The organism is Spirosoma sordidisoli, assembly GCF_004138325.1.
Classification (GTDB): domain Bacteria; phylum Bacteroidota; class Bacteroidia; order Cytophagales; family Spirosomataceae; genus Spirosoma; species Spirosoma sordidisoli.
Window position 1 is genome coordinate 62,348 of sequence record NZ_SBLB01000008.1, and the last position, 15,930, is coordinate 78,277.

Consider the following 15,930-nt stretch of genomic DNA (forward strand, 5'->3'; position numbering starts at 1 on the left):
CTGTACACTCACTTGCGCTTACAACGCCGACACGACTTTACCGATCGGCAGCTGGTTCACCTCGTACGACGTCATTTCATGCACCACCCCACCCGGCTCATTCACGAACCGGACCCGGCAGTAGTTGAGCCCCGCCGGTGTATTGGTAAACAACCAGTTGCGCCCCACTTTTGACAGAATGAACAGTCCGTTATCGTCGCCCAGCGCCGTGAAATCGGCCGTGGGTGCCGACCGGCTGAAAGGCGGTACCCCAAACCGGCGCTGGAGCTGACAGGCGGTACTGGCTACGTCTTCGGTGCCGATGCCGATCTCGCTCACGCCCTGAAACAGGTCATTGATGGTCAGGTTCGGATCGTCGAGCGGCAGGTCCGTACGGGCAATAAACTCCAGCAGATTGCCCGTACCATCGTAGAAGTAGCAGGCTTTAGCGCGCCAGTCCGGCAAATCGGCGATGATGTTGTCCGGTCTGTCGGTATCCAGATAATCCAGATCGAAATAATACATGACCACATCGAGCGAGCTACGGGGTACGTTGATCGCCAGGTGGTACGGCGCTACGGGTCGATTGGTCAAGTGAAAGGTCAGTCGGGTCCAGCCGATCATCAGGGTCAGGTGGTCATACGAGCGCGACAGAACGGGCAGGCCCAGCCGACGAACGTAAAAGTGCCGGGTGGCGGTCAGATCGGTTGTGTACAGATCAAGATCAAGGAGTTTCATAAGGGAAGAGGCAGCCTGCGCGACAGCCTGTTTAGGAGTTGTTTACTATAGTAAAGATCAGCCTTTGGGCGCCAGCTATCAATGAGTTACCGGATGAAGCGCCGAAAACCACGGATGAAGTGAAGTCTCCTCTCCACACCCGTCGCGGTGTCCCCACCGGGACGCGTAGTCCGCGACCTGACCGGAGGGGTTTTCCGGCTGACGCATAGGTGTCCGTGGGGACACGGACACGGGTGGCGGGACACGGGCACGGGTGAGTGAAGTCTCCTCTCCACACCCGTCGCGGTGTCCTCACCGGGACGCGTAGTCCGCGACCTGACCGGAGGGTTTGTCTAGCTGACGCATAGGTGTCCGTGGGGACACGGACACGGGTGACGACACGGACATGGGTGGCGGGACACGGGCACGGGTGGCGGAAATAAAGAGGCCAGGAACCACCCGTTAGGGCAGCGCCTGGCCTGTTTCGTTGATCCGGTTATTTTTCGATCAGGACGTTGGTCTGGGCGTTGGTTTCGAAGGTATTGACCGTCATCAGGTCGGTGTTGGCCGATGCGCCGTAGCTCACGAAGACGCCGTAGCCACCGCTGCCGCTGATGCGGGTGTTGCGGATCGTCATGGCCGCTTTTGTGCCGTAGATGGCCACATTCGCCTTTTTACCCGACACAATGATGCCACTGCCGGCATTGGTTACTTCGGCGTTTTCGAGTACGTTTTTCGAATCCTGCGAGTAGCAGATGAGGCCCCGCCAGTACCCGGCCGTGCGCTCGGCACCCGTCAGCACGACTTTCTCAGTAGCCGTTCCTTTGGCACTCAGGTACCCACTGCTGTTGACCCGAATAACGGCGTCGCGGTTCATTTCCATCGTAACCCCCGGACTCAGCCGGAAGCCCGTATTGATCGTGAACTCCCCATTGATGCGGTAAGGCGTTTTGTCGGCGAAGGCCATCCAGGTTACCTCGTTGGTGCCGTTGACCGAGGAGGGCGTGACCTCGACTACGTTTCGGCCGTTCCCCCCCGTGAAGGTCGAGGCCGCATCCAGCTTCCGCACGTTTTCCGCATCCAGCAGCATACCTGCTTCGGTATGGCTGGTAAACGTATTCTTCTCGAACTCGCGCAGGATACCGCCGTCGTAGACGTAAACCCCATAGCCGTCGTTCTGGGTAAACAGGCTGTTTTTCAACGCTATCTGGGCCCGGCTGCCGCCCGACAGGAACAGGGCCGCTTTGGTGGTGCTGTAGATAGGCCGGCTTCCCGCATGCATCACCTCTACGTATTCCATCAGGTTGGCGTTGCTGCCCGAATAGAGCGCTATACCCAGCCAGTAACCTTTGATTTTCTGCACCCCAACAAACCTGATTTTTCGCTCGGGCTCGCCTTTGGCGATGAGCAGGCCGCCGTTGTCATTCACGTTCAGACGTACGTCGCGTTCGAAGGCGATAACCACGCCGGGGTTGATGGTCAGTTCATGGCTGACATCGACGGATTTGGTCACAATATAGTCGGGCAGGTCGGGGTTGACGATCCGGTCGACCAGCACGGTTTTGACCGTGATGTTGGCGCTGATGGCGATTGGCTCGGCCACCGAAGCCGCCACGATTACCTTGTCGGTGCTTTTGCCGTTGGCGCTCGTAACGGTCAGCTCCAGCTCGTACTCCCCTACCTCGTCGGGTCTGAAAGTCGGTTTGGCGGTGGCGGGGCTGCTCAGCGCTGCGCTGCTTTTGGCGGGTCGACGGATCAGGGTCCACTGGTAGGTCAGCGGCTTGCCATCGCTGTCGAGCGAACCGGCGCCATCGAGGGTAACGAGCTGCCCAACCTGCACCGACTGGTCGGGCCCGGCGTTGGCCACGACCGAGCCGCCTGGCGTTACTTCGGTATCTTTCTTACAGCCTGTCATCAGAAACAGACTGGCTATCAGGGCGATAAATACGAATCTCGATGCGTACGAGACAGCAAGCGAGGCAACAGGAACGGGAATGTTCAGGGCGATGTATTGACTGGTTTTCATAAAAAAGAGGGGTGATTTGTGTTTACCTGCCCAAAAGTATCCGGCCCCGTTGGGCTCCGAAACCAGCAGTCGGCTGAAACGGAAAAAGCCGCTGGTGAAGCGGCTTTTTCGGCAAACGTTAGCGGGCAGGCGGTCCTAAGGCGTAGCGCCAACCAGCGGCAGCGTCACCACAAACTGCCCTTCATCTTCGCGGATGGTTGGCTCGGGCAGGTTCAGCATCTGGTACTTCGACCAGATGTTCGACAGGCCGACGCCGGTCGACGCCACCCGTACAGTCTTACGCTGTACGTTATTCCGCACCTGTAGCTGCGCCTGCGCATCGGTTTGTATGTTGATTATCAGCGGCTGATCGGGCAAAACGACGTTGTGTTTAACCGCGTTTTCGACCAGCAGTTGCAGCGTCAGGGGAGGCAGCCGGTAGGTCTGGTAGCGCGCATCGACGTTTACGTTCATGGTCAGGCCCGAGCCGTGGCGGGTTTTGAGCAGATGGTAGTACGACTGAATGAAGGCCAGTTCAGAGTCGAGTTCGGTTAGGTGCTGGTCGTTCGAGCGCAGCAGGTAGCGATAGACCGTGCTCAGCTCGTCGAGGAAAACGCGGGCCTGCTTCGGGTCCTCTTCGATGAGCGAGTCGAGTACGTTCAGGCTGTTGAACAGAAAGTGGGGATTGACCTGCTGCTTGAGCGCATCGAGCTGGCTTTGCAGATTGGCGGTCCGGAGCTTTTCTTTCTCGACCTCGGCCTGCTTGAGCCGTTTCTGGTACTGCGACGAATCCCGGGCAAAGAACAGCGTTTCGTAAATGGCCTGAAAGAAAATGAAGTTCGTGGTGGCCTGCACAAAGTCGAACCCGTACAGATTCAGCGCAATGGTCATTTTGTTGACCGTTATGCTGGCCATCTGCCCCGAATCCCGGAAGTTGTCCAGGTTACCATGCAGCGCCAGGTACCGTAGCGCACTGGTTATCCAGGTAATAACGGTACTGGCTATACTACCGGCCAGAAACGTCAGGAGCAATCGCTTGCCGGTGTCGTGTCTGGCAAAAAACCGCCGTCGGAAATAGATGATCAGCGCCCGGATCACATGCCAGGTAACGGTAATCGACACGAGGCTGATCAGCATACGGAGCAGGACAAAGCCCGTCAGCGGTTGCTCGTGGAAGCCGTTGCCCAGTACGCTCATCAGAAACAGCAGCGTAATGCCGATCACACGCAGCCATTTATCGTTAACAGTATCCAAGGGGTTAAGGCTTTAAGTCAGGCAGGTTAAATATACGACTCCCCTGGTCAGGTACTCAACTATACTTCATAATCGGTCACTACGCCCAGCCGTGGTGTACTCCCTCCGGCCCGCTGGCAGGTTGAAGAAACCGAACCGATTCGGAGTCAGTTCTTTACGACAAATCCTTCAGCCAGGCGCGGGCCATGTCGCGGGCCGCCATCACCGGCTCGCGACCGATCCGGTAGAGCAGTTTCCAGTCGTCGGACTGCTGGCGGTAGTCGGCCCGGACAAATTCCAGCTTATCGCCCTGTCGACTGACCTTCGCATCGAAATCTACCGACTCGGCCAGGGCGACGAATGCCGCCAGCCGTTTTTTGAGGAGCGGGTTGGGATTGGCGTTGGCCTGGTACTGCGCCAGACGGCTGCGGTAATCGGCGGCTTTGGCTTTGCTGTCGGCCAGGCGCGTTTCTTCGTTGTCCAGCCCGTGGCTCATCTGGCGGGCCATATACCGGTTCAGGAAAGCCATGTACTGCGTTTTAAACTCGGCCGGTTTGGTAGTTGCCAGCGGCTGTAGCTGCCGCAAGACCATCAGGTCGCGGGTCAGGGCGGCTTTGGCGGGTGCATCGGCGTCGGCAATCTGCTGCTGCAGCTGGGTCATCTGTTGCTGAAGCATCATGGCCAGCGTAGCCGGTGGCATCTGCGCAAAGGCCGCGTTGGTCTGCCCTACCTGCTGGTCGGCCAGGGCGCGAACATTGGCCATGGAGGTCTGTTCCGTCTGGCGGGCGTCGGCGGTCTGCTGATCGCTGACCTGGTACTGCTCCTGTAGCCAGCGATCGTAGCGGCTCCGGAACCCGGCCGATTGAACATAGGTCCGAACTACAGCCCCCATGGCCCGAACCGCCGAGGTACGGGCACTGACCGACAGCCGTTTGCCAACCTGGCGGGCTTCGTAAGGCAGATCGACCGACGCGGCTTCGGTCGTTAGCTGATAAAATGTTTGATCGTGTACCGCTTCGGTGGTCAGTTTCAGCTCGGTCAGTACGTCAGCGGGGCGGGCCGCCAGCCAGAGCGTAGCGCCAGCCAGCAGCAGCAGGGTCGCATTGCGGGGTGTCATGGGTAGATGTTGTTTGGGTTGCTGCAAAAGTGGGCGGTGGCGGGCGCTGGCCCAATACCCGACCTGCCGAAACGGAAAAAGCCCGCCATGAACCGAATCATAGCGGGTTTGAACAGACGCAACTCGTTTACTTCTTCGCCAGCTGCAGTTCCGCGGTTTTCCGGGCGATATCGTTCTGGATTTTGGGCACCGTTTTCAGGTACTCGTAAATGGCGCCGACTTCCCGGTCAGACAGCATCGGTTTGGGCTCCATCGGGTATCTGATTACGCTCCCGTCGGGACGAACCCCGGCTTTTACCATCCGGATAAACTGCTCTTTGGTATATCGGGCCACGGCGCCGGTTTTCTGATCGGCCGTCAGGTTGGCCGTGATAATCGGCTGTCCTCCGTCGCCGGTCATCTCGATACCGCCCCCATAATACCCCTTGGTTTTTTCGGGATGTACTTTATCCTGGTCGATCAGATCGCCCGAATGGCAGGCGTAACAGTCGCCGATGGCATCGGCCGTATAGCGACCCAGCGCAATGGGGTTGGTACTGTCGGGGAAAGCGATCAGCTGCTGCGGATACGGCAGCGGTTTCATCAGCGTATGGGTCAGCAGTTTCGAGACAAAGCTCAGTTCGGAAGGGGGCGCTTCCCGGCTCGACGGCTGCACCGGGAACCGGTCTGAGCGCAGCCAGGCCACCACCGCTTTCAGGTCTTCGTCGGCCATGTTGGGGTACTGCGGCATGATGGGCGCAAAGGAACCGTCGCGCCGAACGCCCGTCCGCAGGAAGTAGAGGATCTCACCGTCGGTCCAGCTACCGATACCTTTCTGTTTGTCCTGGGTAATATTTTTGGTGTAGATTTTTCCGAACATAGCCGGTACATCGGCCATGTGTTTACCCGTGAGCCGGTTGTCGCGGTCGGCATGGCAGGCTGCGCACTGAATCTGGGCTATGACTTCGCCCCGGGCAATGCGCGCTGGCGTACGTTCGACGGATAGCTCCGGAATCGTTGGCGGATCGTAGGTAGGCACCCCCGACAGGGCCACGTAGGCGCAGAAGCCAGCTACCATCAGCAGCAGCCCACCCAGGAACAGACCGGTTAGTTTGAGCAGTTTTTTCATGATTTTCGGGTGAAAGAGGATCGTTGGCCTAGACAGAAACTAGTAACTAACCAGCGTAGCCGATGCCGCCGGGGTCCCGGTCAGCGCCTGGATATACTGCCCGGCCAGCTGGTTAGGCTGGTAGGCGCTGAACTCGAGGCCCAGCGTATGCACGGCCTGGCGGTAGTGCCCATCGGCCAGCACCGTATGAACCGCTTTCTGAATCTGCGCCGAGCTGGGCGTTTCGGTCTTCAGATCAATTCCGACCTGGCAGTAGCCGATCCGGGCTGCGATTTCATTTTTGCCTTCGTGAACCCCGGCCGCCACGACCGGCAGTTGGTGTTGCAGAGCCAGCATAACGCCCCCGTAGCCCCCGTTGGTTACGTACACATGCGCATAGGGCATGACGGCGTTGAAATCGATAAAATCGTCGATGATGAGGTTGTCCTGCGGAAATCGCCGGCGGAGTTCGTCGGTCTGCGAGCCGCCCGTTGTGGCAATGACCAGCGTCGACGGATCGTTCTTAAAGGCCTCCAGCGCCGGAACGAGGATTTTCTCTACGTTTCGTTCTACGGTACCCTGTGTTACCAGCACAACCCGTTTGTAGCTCAGCGCTTTGGCGGCATACTCGAACGGCTGTTTCCGGCCCGAGCTGTAAGGCAGCAGCGGCCCCACGAACCGAACGTTCGGGCTGATGCGTTTGCGCGGAAACTCGAAGCCCGGCACCCCGCTCTGCAGGTACAGATCAGCCGACCGAACCATGGTGTCGAACATGAAGCCCGGCACCGGCTGCAGTCCGTACTGCTGACGAAGCTCGTTGTGCAGGTCGTTGCAGGGCTTGAACAGAATCCGTTGTACAACAAACCGCGACAGGCTCTGCAGCCAGCGCCCCACCATCCCCTTGGCGGGTAACTTCCCCATACCCGAAGGCGGCACCAGCTCGTCCGATTCGGCCAGCGGCACCACCCCAACGGCAACGGCTTTGACCGGCAACAACTCCTGCAGGAACGACCCAGCCATAAAGGCCACGTCATGAACGATCAGGTCGAACGGCCAGCGGGCGTGAATCTCGCGCAGGTCGTCGATAAACTCCGGTACGCGCAGCAGAAACACCTGGCTGATGTCGAAGCGCAGGCGGGCTACGGTGCCTTTGATGGCCGACCGTTCGGGAAACAGGGCTTCGAGGTTCTCCTGATTGACGGTTTTGGCCCGAACGGGTTGGTAGTGGTGCAGGCCCAGTTTCTTTACCTTGTCGCCGTAGTGTCCGCCTACGTACCAGCGGACGTCGTAGCCCAGTTCGCGAAGGTGAACGGCAAGGCCCGTCAGGGGGCTGAAATGGCCATCCATCGGCATGGTGGCAAAGAGGATGCGTGGGGGTGTTGTCATGAGTAGTCGTTGTTTGGTGGAACAAAGTTGTCCAACGCCCCCCCTGCGCTCAACCCCTTCCCCGATGAACAGGAAAAAGCGGCCAGTCAACCGTTATTTTCAGCGGCTTATACCAGTGCCAGTAATTTCTAATCGTTTTCTAACCATCTCCTAATTTCCCTCTTACGCTTGTTACGCACCTTTGCTCCACAACAAAACAGGTAAGGCTAAAAGAAAAGTGTAGGACCATCAGTGTGAACTGATATTGGGGTGTTAACGGAAACAGCCAGGCTTCTAGCCCGGCTGTTTTTATATACATCCTGCTGATTTTTAAAAGACTACCAGCTACTTCGGAGCAACGTAGCTAATGGGCACGATACCGGCCGCACGCGCTACCCCGATATCGACCAGCGCATAGCCCGTTTCTTCATTCTCGATCGAATCCTGGTGGTTGACAAACGTACGGTTGCCGGCTTCGACAGCCGCCACGAACGACTTCATGGCCAGCTGCGCACCCAGCGTGGCCTGGCCGTTCAGCAGGGTTTTATAAAGCGCATTGTTCTGGATGGCGGTTCGGCGGGTGTCGGCCCCCAGGAGCGTTGTTTCCAGATACGCCTGCTGTTCACCGTCATCGTCGAGGTCGAAGCCGAGAAACATGTGCCCCGGCACCACCACCAGCGTAGGGTTCAGCCCCACCCGGCGCAGCACCGACGCCAGCAGCACACAGCCGTCGGCACAGTTGGCCTGGGTATACTGCGCCATGTCGTCGATGAGCCGAACCGGCTGCGAGGCAACCCCTTTCTGCACCGGAACGACCGCCGGACTGCTGCTGTACCGAATACCCCGCTCCTGCAACACCCGCCAGATAGCCGCCACCTGCCGGTAAACGGCGCTCGGTCCGGCCTGGTAGCCAACAAATGCATCGACGTATTTTTTACGCAGAGCTTCCTGGAGGAGTTCCTGAATCCAGGGGTGGTCTTCGTTCACATAAGCCGCAAACATGAAGTCGATAGCCAGCTCGTCGTCATCGCCGACCACCGCAAACGGACAGTCGTTGATGGACCGGACGCGGAGCCGTTCGGTACGGGGCGGCTGGGGCTGGTCGTTGATGGTTACATGGTAGGTAACATAGGTCGTTGTAGCCTGCCGCAGCGCGGCCAGCCGGTTGGGGCTGAACGGGATCAGGGGCGTTATCAGATACTCCTGGCCCGCTTCGGGAGCCGTAACCTCCAGCACCACGGGCGCAAACAGGTTCAGGGCATCGTCGGAGCGGAGTTCCAGCCGCACCTTCGTGTTGGGCTGGTTCGTGGTCAGGGTAATGCCCATAAACCCGTTCGGATCGCCCAGCGAGTAGGCCCGTTTGTCTTCATCAGGAACCAGGTTCGCCACCGCTATGGCATAGGATGGGTACAGGTCGCCGAGTTCGTGATACGGTTTCCAGGATTGAGCCAGCGCGGGCCACGAAGCCAGCAGGGCCATGAACAGAGGAAATAGGCGGAGCATGATAACAGGTTGAGTAGAGACCAGACGTTATTCGTAAACTATACCGGCCTCGGCCCGAACGCTGTCCAGCAGGCTCATCAGGTTCAGGCTGTCGGTCAGCGACCAGAGGGGGCTTTCGGTACGGCCGTCGCGCAGACACTGCATCACGTGCTGGGCTTCGTACTCGTAGCCGAAGGTCGAACGGGCAGCTGTAAACGTTTCGGGTTCGTGTCCGTTCCGCACCAGCGTAAGCCCCTCGGTTTCGTGCCAGCGGCCGTGTACGCGAATCTGCCCCTCGGTACCGTGGATGAATGCTTCGCAGGGCGTTTTTGTACGCAGGGTGCTATCCAGCAGGGCCAGTTCGCCGTTGGGATAGGTCAGCACCATGCCGCATTGTTCGTCAACGCCCGTTGTTCCGAACGTTGCCGAGGCTTTGATCGAAGCCGGCATACCCAGCATCAGGTACGACCAGAACAGCGGATAAATACCGATATCGAGCAGCGAGCCGCCCCCCAGTGCCTTGTTGTATAGCCGGCCGTCGGGCGTAAACGGAGCCGCAAAGCCGAAATCGGCCCGCACGCCCGTAACCGTTCCGATGGCGCCGTCGTCGACGAGCTGTTTGGCCCGCAGCAGGACCGGCATGAACCGGCTCCACAACGCTTCCATCAGAAAAACCGACTTCGACCGGGCCGTATCGACCATTGTCTGCACCTGCTGGCTGTTCATGGCGAATGGCTTCTCGCCCAGCACAGGGATGCCCCCGTTGAGCAGCATCATCACGTTTTCATAGTGTTTAACGTGGGGGGTAGCCACGTAAACCACGTCCAGATCGGGTAACGTCAGCAGGCCTTCGTAGCTATCGAGTGCATGCGGAGCGCCATACTGCCCGGCAAAGGCCTCGGCCCGCTGCTGATCGGTAGACGCTACGGCGTAGAGTTGTGCGTCGGGTACGGTTAGCAGGTCCTGCGCAAATTTGTGGGCGATGCGCCCGGGTCCCAGAATTCCCCAGCGGGTCATAACGAATAGGGTTAGTGCTGAATCTTCAGTCGATAGGTTTTACCGGCTGAATTTATCCTTTTTTCCTAAGTTGCGGCCTGTACCATTGGCTTCCGTTGTGAAAAAACGTCATTATCTGCTTCTCCTGCTTGTTTTCTTACTGAGCCCGATCCTGACCCTGGCCCAGATTGTGGAACAGCCCGACCCGCTTCGCCCCTCTACGCCCGACAGTACCCAGGCCACCGCCGATTCGGTTCAGACCGACAGCACACTGGCCAAAACGCCCGCTCCAGCCGCCCCCAAACCGGTTACCCGGATTGTCCGATATCGCCTGGCGGCCGACGGGACCCTCACGGCCGGCAACATCAACCGGGCGCTGGTGCAGCTGGCGGGCGCTGTCGATTATCAGCTGAGCAATCTGTTCAAACTATCGACCACCCCCTCGTTTGTATACGGGCGGCAGAACGGCATCCTGGCCGAGCGCGAATGGTTCGGCGATTTCCGGGCTACGTACCGACCCGAAAAACGCCTGTATTACCTGGCCTTCGGCTCCTACGAGCGCAGTAACCTGCGGCAGATCAGCCACCGCTGGACCATTGCGGGCGGGGCCGGCTACAAACTCGTTGACCGCAAACGGGCTTATCTGTCGGTTACCAACGTGGTGCTGCAGGAGTACACCAATTTTGTCGAGCTGGCCAACATCAACGTCATCCGGAATTCGACGCGGCTGTTTGGCGAATACACCTTCGGGAGCGACCGCTGGACCCTGACGCATACGGCTTTTTACCAGCCCGCCCTCAACCAGCGGAACGTTCGCTGGAATGCCAGCCTGAGCCTGTCCATCAAGCTGAATACCGTTATCAGTCTGCGCTCGTCGCTGGCCAATGCCTACGAGAGCGTCGTGGCCCCCGGCCGTCAGAACAACGACCTGCGCTTCACGGCCGGGCTCGTCTACGAACGAAAATAGGCGACCAATGGCCGCCTATCGTTACTGTTTTTCGGGGAAGGGGATGATTAGTTTCTCACCCCGGGTGGCTATGTCCTTGTCTTTTCGGTTGGCCCGCATGAGGGCTTCCTTGCTGACGCCGTATTTCTGCGCCACCACCCGCAGCACGTCGCCCGGCCCGACCGTATGGACGGCCATGACCTTCACGTTCAGTTTGGTCACGCCGGCCTTGATCTGCTGCTCCGTAACGCCCGGGTTCAGCTCTTTCAGGGTGTTGATCTTCATGTTGTAGCGGTTGGCCACCCCATAGAACGTCTCGCCCGACCCGACGGTATGCGTGTTGGTAACGCCCCCGGGTTTCACTTTAGGCTTCTCCACGACGGCCACTTCGGTCTTCGGCTTTTCTACCTTTTTCTCTTCCTTAGGCTTTTCGTCTTTCGGCTTCTCGTCCTTCGGTTTCTCGACTGGTTTTTCGGGCTTCGGCGCAGCGGCTGCCGGCTTCTCGTCGGCCGGAGCGGGTTTGCCGGCCGTGGTTTCGCGGTTGTCTTCGGCCACTTCTTCGGGCTGGGCACTGGCATCGGCCACCCCGGCAGGCGGCTCGGCCTGCGACAGATCGACCGGCGCGGGCTGCGACGAGGTATCGACTTCTTCGGGAGCCATCAGCATGTCCGGATCGGTCTGCGCCAGGGGCTGCTGCGAGGTCGTGTCCAGCGCCACATTGGTCAGCTCGTCGGAGCCGTCGGTATTGTCGACAAAATAATCGTAGCCTACGTACAGCAGAGCAGCAATCAGCCCCACCAGCACGACCAGAGTCAGCGCCGGCAAACTGTTACTGCCCGTAGGCCGGGGATTTTTGGGTTGTTCTTCCATAGCCTTGTTCGTTTTCACTTGGTTGCCAGCAGCTGCTGGCTCATTTCGGCCACTTTTGCTTTCAGCTCTTCTTTAAACCGGGCCAGGTTCTGCGCCACCGTCTCGTCGGCGGTACCGATGATCTGCGCAGCCAGAATACCGGCGTTGCGGGCCCCGTTGAGGGCCATTGTCGCTACCGGAACGCCCGCGGGCATCTGTAGAATCGACAGCACTGAGTCCCAGCCATCGATGGAGTTACTCGATTTGACCGGTACACCAATAACGGGCAGGGTAGTCAGCGACGCTACCATACCGGGCAGATGAGCGGCCCCGCCCGCCCCGGCTATGATCACGCGCAGCCCGCGATCCCGGGCGCTCTGGGCGTAGTCGACCATTTTTTCGGGCGTGCGATGTGCCGAAACGATGTCCATTTCGTAAGCAACGCCCAGGGTGTTCAGAATGTCGGCGGCCTCCTGCATCACGTTTCGATCGGAGAGGCTGCCCATGATAATACCTACCATTGGGGGTGGATAAAGTTGACTGTCTGCGAAATAACGCAGATTGCGGCACAGTATGACAGAAAGGCCCCTAATTTTTATCGGATTGCCTGTAGAGACGCGAGGGGTCGCCGTAACAACGGACCGGGCCCTACGATGTCAACACCGATATGGGCAGGGCGCGGAACAGGGTTTGCAGAGATAGCTCCGATACGGACTCGCCCGTCAGGCGGCTTGTCCAGCTAGAGGGGGCGTCGGCAGGCAGGGTGATGCGGGTGTCCTGCCAGTCGAGCAGCCGGGCATCGGGCTGCTGCTGTTGCCGAACCAGCTGGGCTACGTGCAGCGGCACGACAACCACGCACCAGTCGGTATCCAGCTGCCGCGAAAAGGCCAGCACGTGGTCACTATACGTACCCGCTACGGGTAACGGCAGATAGGCACCCTCGGCAAACAGCGTTTCGTGCTCACGCCGGAGATGCAGCAGCGTCCGGAGCAGCGCCAGCTTGATACGACTGTCGAACCGGTTGGCCCAGAGGTCGGCCCAGTCGGCGGAGCTGGGTTCGCCAAGCGCGTCGAGGAACCTCAGTCGACGGTCAAAATCGATGGGTCGGCGGTTGTCGGGATCGACCAGGCTCAAATCCCAGTTTTCGGCCCCCTGGTACACATCGGGCACCCCGGGACAGGTACATTTCAGCGTAGTTTGTACCAGGGAGTTGAGCACCCCCAGGTCGGCCACGCGCCGGTGAAACGGCTCGAACCGCTGCCAGAACTCGCTCTGCTGATCGAACATCCGGTCAATAAACCGCCGGATTCCCTCGTGGTAAGTCTCCTCAACCGTCCAGCCCGTCGTATGGCGTTTGGCTTCCTGAAGCGCTTTTCCCATGTACAGCCCGAAGCGGTTCCGGAAGTCGTCGTCGTGCTGACCGGGCATGGGATAGCCGCCAATCATGTTTTGCAGCATAAAGTACGCATCGTTCGCATCGGGCACACCGGCATACGCATCGGCGCTGGAGTTTGTTTCGGCCAGTATCGCCAGCCACTGCTGCACCTCGGTCAGCCATTCGTCCGACAGATCGGTCAGCACGTTGAGCCGGGCCCGCACGTCCTCGCCCCGTTTGGTATCGTGGGTCGTGGTCGTATTCATGGCCAGTGGCCAGTGCTGCTGCCGGTGCTGCATGAGCTGGTGGAAGGCGTCGGGCCGCATACCGTGCCGCTCGGGCGCGTCGCCCACTTCGTTATGACCCACGAAAGCGTTGTAGGTATAGAGCAGCGTATCCTCAACGCCCTTGGCCATGAGCGGACTCGAAAACTGCATCAGCCGCTGGTAGAACCGCCGGGCGCGCCCGTTATAATCCGCATCGGCCGTTTGGGGGCGGGTCAGCAGAACGTCGTCGAGCAGCGCAGCCGCGTCGGTCAGTTCGGGTCGTTTCTCGAGCGTTTCGGCCAGAATAGCGCGCAGGGCGTTGGCTTCGTCGGTCGGCAGGGGCAACTGGTTGCCGTAGTACCGGTAAACGGGACAGCGTACCAGCACCTCCCCGATGGTTTGTTTCAGCTGGCCCTCGCGCAGCTGAGCCAGGGCAGCTTCGTCAGCCAGATTCAGCGACCGGAAATAATGGTACAGATTATCGAGTTCTCCGCCCATGTACTGCGCCAGAAAAAACGCCTTGCGGTCCCGAACCTGATCGTGTACCGACGTTTCGTTGCCGACCAGCTGCCGGTAGAACGCCCGGAAAGCCGGTTCGCTGCGGGTGTCGGTCAGGAGGTTGTTGACCATAGCCAGAAACTCGTAGCCCGATGCCCCTTCGATGGGCCAGTGGTGGGGCATGTCTTCGTCGGCCTGCAAGATTTTCTCGACGATCAGGTACGTGTCAGGCCCCATTCGTTCCCGCAGCCGGTCGAGGTATTGCGTCGGGTCATAAAGACCATCGACATGGTCGACCCGCAACCCCTGAAACAGGCCCTCGTCGACCAGTCGCTTGGTGAGCGCATGGTACGCATCAAAGACAGCCTGGTCGCGCATGTTAAGGCAGATCAGCCCGTTTACGGTGAAAAACCGCCGGTAGTTCATCTCCCGTCGCGTTTCCGGTTCGGTCCGGAACTGATAATACTGGCTGGTGGCCAGGTCGGTCATCAACTCCGAGGATTCGTTGATCTGATCGATAGCTGATTGTATATAGGTCGCCGTAGCTTCATTTTTCATCAGCGCCACCAGCTGCTGCCGGAACTCATCCCAGGCCACCGCGTAGGCTTCCGGTTCGTCGTTATGTTTCAGCTGATCGATCAGGTCGAGCAACTGCTGGAGGGCCGTATTGGGCTCACCCGCCCCGGCTCGTATAACTTTCGCATAGCCCCCCGGATTGAGTGGCAGCGTGTTGCCCTGCACCTGAAGCACCAGCCGATCGTCGACATAGGCCAGCGTCAGCGCCCCGTCGGCAATGCTCTGATCGAGCGGGCCGGGCAGAAAAGGTGCTTCGATACGACCCCGAAAGAACGAGCTGCTCAGCGATGTTTCGAAAAAGCGGGCGTAGCGCGACATACCGCCTTTCTCCAGCATGTCCATCAGCCATTCGTTGGTCGGATGGTAGGCCATGTGGTTAGGCACGATATCCTGAAACCAGCCCATGCCGGCCGCCCGAAGCCGCTCGCTAATAGCGCGCAACTCGGCTTCCGTACCTATTTCGGGATTGATGCGGGTGGGGTCTACGGCATCGTACCCGTGCGAACTCTGCGGAGTCGATACATAGATCGGCGATCCGTATATGGTTTTGATACCCAGGGCTTCGAGGTAGGGCAAAAGGCGGTCGAGCTTGCTGAGCGTGAAGGTGCTGTTGAACTGAAAGCGGTACGTAGAGACCGGGTTATACATAATGTTGAGTCTGTTAAACAACCGTTGAGGAGGGAGCCAACGAACCGGAGCCCCTTACCCTACAACACGCAGCCCCGGACTTGTGTTGGATTTTAGCGTTGCCCGGCGCGAATCTGTCCCGCACAATAATATACCCGTGTTCATTCGGGGCTACGCTGGTTTGACTCTTATCAACCCGACTACTCATCCCCTATGCTAACGGAAACGCTGCCCGTGGCCAACGCGCCCGACGCCCTGCCCGCCACCCGGCCTATCGAGCTGACTATCAACGGCAAAAAACGTCAGTTCAGGCTCGCACCCTGGACAACCCTCCTCGACGCCCTCCGCGAATACGCCAACCTGACCGGCACCAAAAAAGGCTGCGACCACGGCCAGTGCGGGGCCTGTACGGTACTGATCGACGGAAAGCGGGTGAACGCCTGCCTGACCCTGGCCGTCATGCACGAAGATCATACCATCACCACCATCGAGGGCTTAGCCGACTCCGCCACGGGGCAGTTTCATCCACTGCAACAGGCGTTTATCGACCATGACGCCTTTCAATGCGGCTACTGCACGCCCGGTCAGATCTGTTCGGCGGTTGGTATGCTGAACGAAGGCAAAGTCGAAAACAAAGCCGATCAGATTCGCGAGCTGATGAGTGGCAACCTCTGCCGGTGCGGAGCCTATCCCCACATCGTCGATGCCATTCAGGAGGTAATGAACAAAGACCGGTAAGATCGTGGTCCCTGCGGTCGGCGCTGTGCCACCGTGGTCCGTGTCCCCACGGACCGCTTGTCCGGATGGTGTTT

At 59.2% G+C, this 15,930-nt stretch carries 13 protein-coding genes; 2 read left to right on the plus strand and 11 right to left on the minus strand.

Features of this window, described 5'->3' with window-relative positions:
• Positions 1-18 precede the first annotated feature (18 nt).
• The 8 genes from EQG79_RS24450 to EQG79_RS24485 form a co-directional block, all read right to left on the minus strand.
• Positions 19-717 (minus strand): VOC family protein, encoded by a 699-nt coding sequence (locus EQG79_RS24450; protein WP_129605094.1) that lies wholly within the window; start codon positions 715-717, stop codon positions 19-21.
• A 475-nt stretch (positions 718-1,192) separates the two neighbouring features.
• A complete protein-coding gene (locus EQG79_RS24455; protein ID WP_236648940.1) occupies positions 1,193-2,722 on the minus strand; it encodes a PKD domain-containing protein in 1,530 nt (509 codons plus the stop codon).
• Between the two features lie 135 nt (positions 2,723-2,857).
• Positions 2,858-3,955, minus strand: coding sequence for a sensor histidine kinase (locus EQG79_RS24460; protein WP_236648941.1), 1,098 nt, complete (start codon positions 3,953-3,955; stop codon positions 2,858-2,860).
• Between the two features lie 154 nt (positions 3,956-4,109).
• Positions 4,110-5,051 carry a hypothetical protein gene (locus EQG79_RS24465; protein ID WP_129605100.1) on the minus strand — a complete coding sequence of 314 codons (942 nt, stop codon included), beginning with the start codon at positions 5,049-5,051 and terminating at the stop codon, positions 4,110-4,112.
• Positions 5,052-5,178: 127 nt separating this feature from the next.
• Positions 5,179-6,159, minus strand: coding sequence for a c-type cytochrome (locus tag EQG79_RS24470; RefSeq protein ID WP_077924260.1), 981 nt, complete (start codon positions 6,157-6,159; stop codon positions 5,179-5,181).
• A 39-nt stretch (positions 6,160-6,198) separates the two neighbouring features.
• Positions 6,199-7,524 (minus strand): glycosyltransferase, encoded by a 1,326-nt coding sequence (locus tag EQG79_RS24475; RefSeq protein ID WP_129605106.1) that lies wholly within the window; start codon positions 7,522-7,524, stop codon positions 6,199-6,201.
• 324 nt (positions 7,525-7,848) lie between these two features.
• Positions 7,849-9,006, minus strand: a complete 1,158-nt coding sequence (locus tag EQG79_RS24480) for a hypothetical protein (RefSeq protein ID WP_077924262.1) — start codon at positions 9,004-9,006, stop codon at positions 7,849-7,851.
• A gap of 27 nt (positions 9,007-9,033) precedes the next feature.
• Positions 9,034-10,002 carry a Gfo/Idh/MocA family protein gene (locus EQG79_RS24485; protein WP_077924263.1) on the minus strand — a complete coding sequence of 323 codons (969 nt, stop codon included), beginning with the start codon at positions 10,000-10,002 and terminating at the stop codon, positions 9,034-9,036.
• A gap of 97 nt (positions 10,003-10,099) precedes the next feature.
• On the opposite strand from EQG79_RS24485, the gene EQG79_RS24490 reads away from it, so the two are divergent.
• Positions 10,100-10,948, plus strand: coding sequence for a DUF481 domain-containing protein (locus EQG79_RS24490; RefSeq protein WP_236648942.1), 849 nt, complete (start codon positions 10,100-10,102; stop codon positions 10,946-10,948).
• Between the two features lie 21 nt (positions 10,949-10,969).
• Here EQG79_RS24490 and EQG79_RS24495 read toward each other — a convergent pair whose 3' ends face one another.
• The 3 genes from EQG79_RS24495 to treY form a co-directional block, all read right to left on the minus strand.
• The gene (locus EQG79_RS24495) at positions 10,970-11,797 is read right to left on the minus strand and encodes a LysM peptidoglycan-binding domain-containing protein (RefSeq protein WP_077924264.1); all 828 of its coding nucleotides are present in this window, start codon (positions 11,795-11,797) and stop codon (positions 10,970-10,972) included.
• A gap of 14 nt (positions 11,798-11,811) precedes the next feature.
• The gene (purE, locus tag EQG79_RS24500) at positions 11,812-12,297 is read right to left on the minus strand and encodes a 5-(carboxyamino)imidazole ribonucleotide mutase (protein WP_077924265.1); all 486 of its coding nucleotides are present in this window, start codon (positions 12,295-12,297) and stop codon (positions 11,812-11,814) included.
• Positions 12,298-12,424: 127 nt separating this feature from the next.
• The gene (gene treY / locus EQG79_RS24505; protein ID WP_129605111.1) at positions 12,425-15,139 is read right to left on the minus strand and encodes a malto-oligosyltrehalose synthase; all 2,715 of its coding nucleotides are present in this window, start codon (positions 15,137-15,139) and stop codon (positions 12,425-12,427) included.
• A 192-nt stretch (positions 15,140-15,331) separates the two neighbouring features.
• Between treY and EQG79_RS24510 the strand changes: the two genes are divergently transcribed.
• Positions 15,332-15,856, plus strand: coding sequence for a (2Fe-2S)-binding protein (locus EQG79_RS24510; protein WP_129605116.1), 525 nt, complete (start codon positions 15,332-15,334; stop codon positions 15,854-15,856).
• The last annotated feature ends 74 nt before the right edge of the window (positions 15,857-15,930 follow it).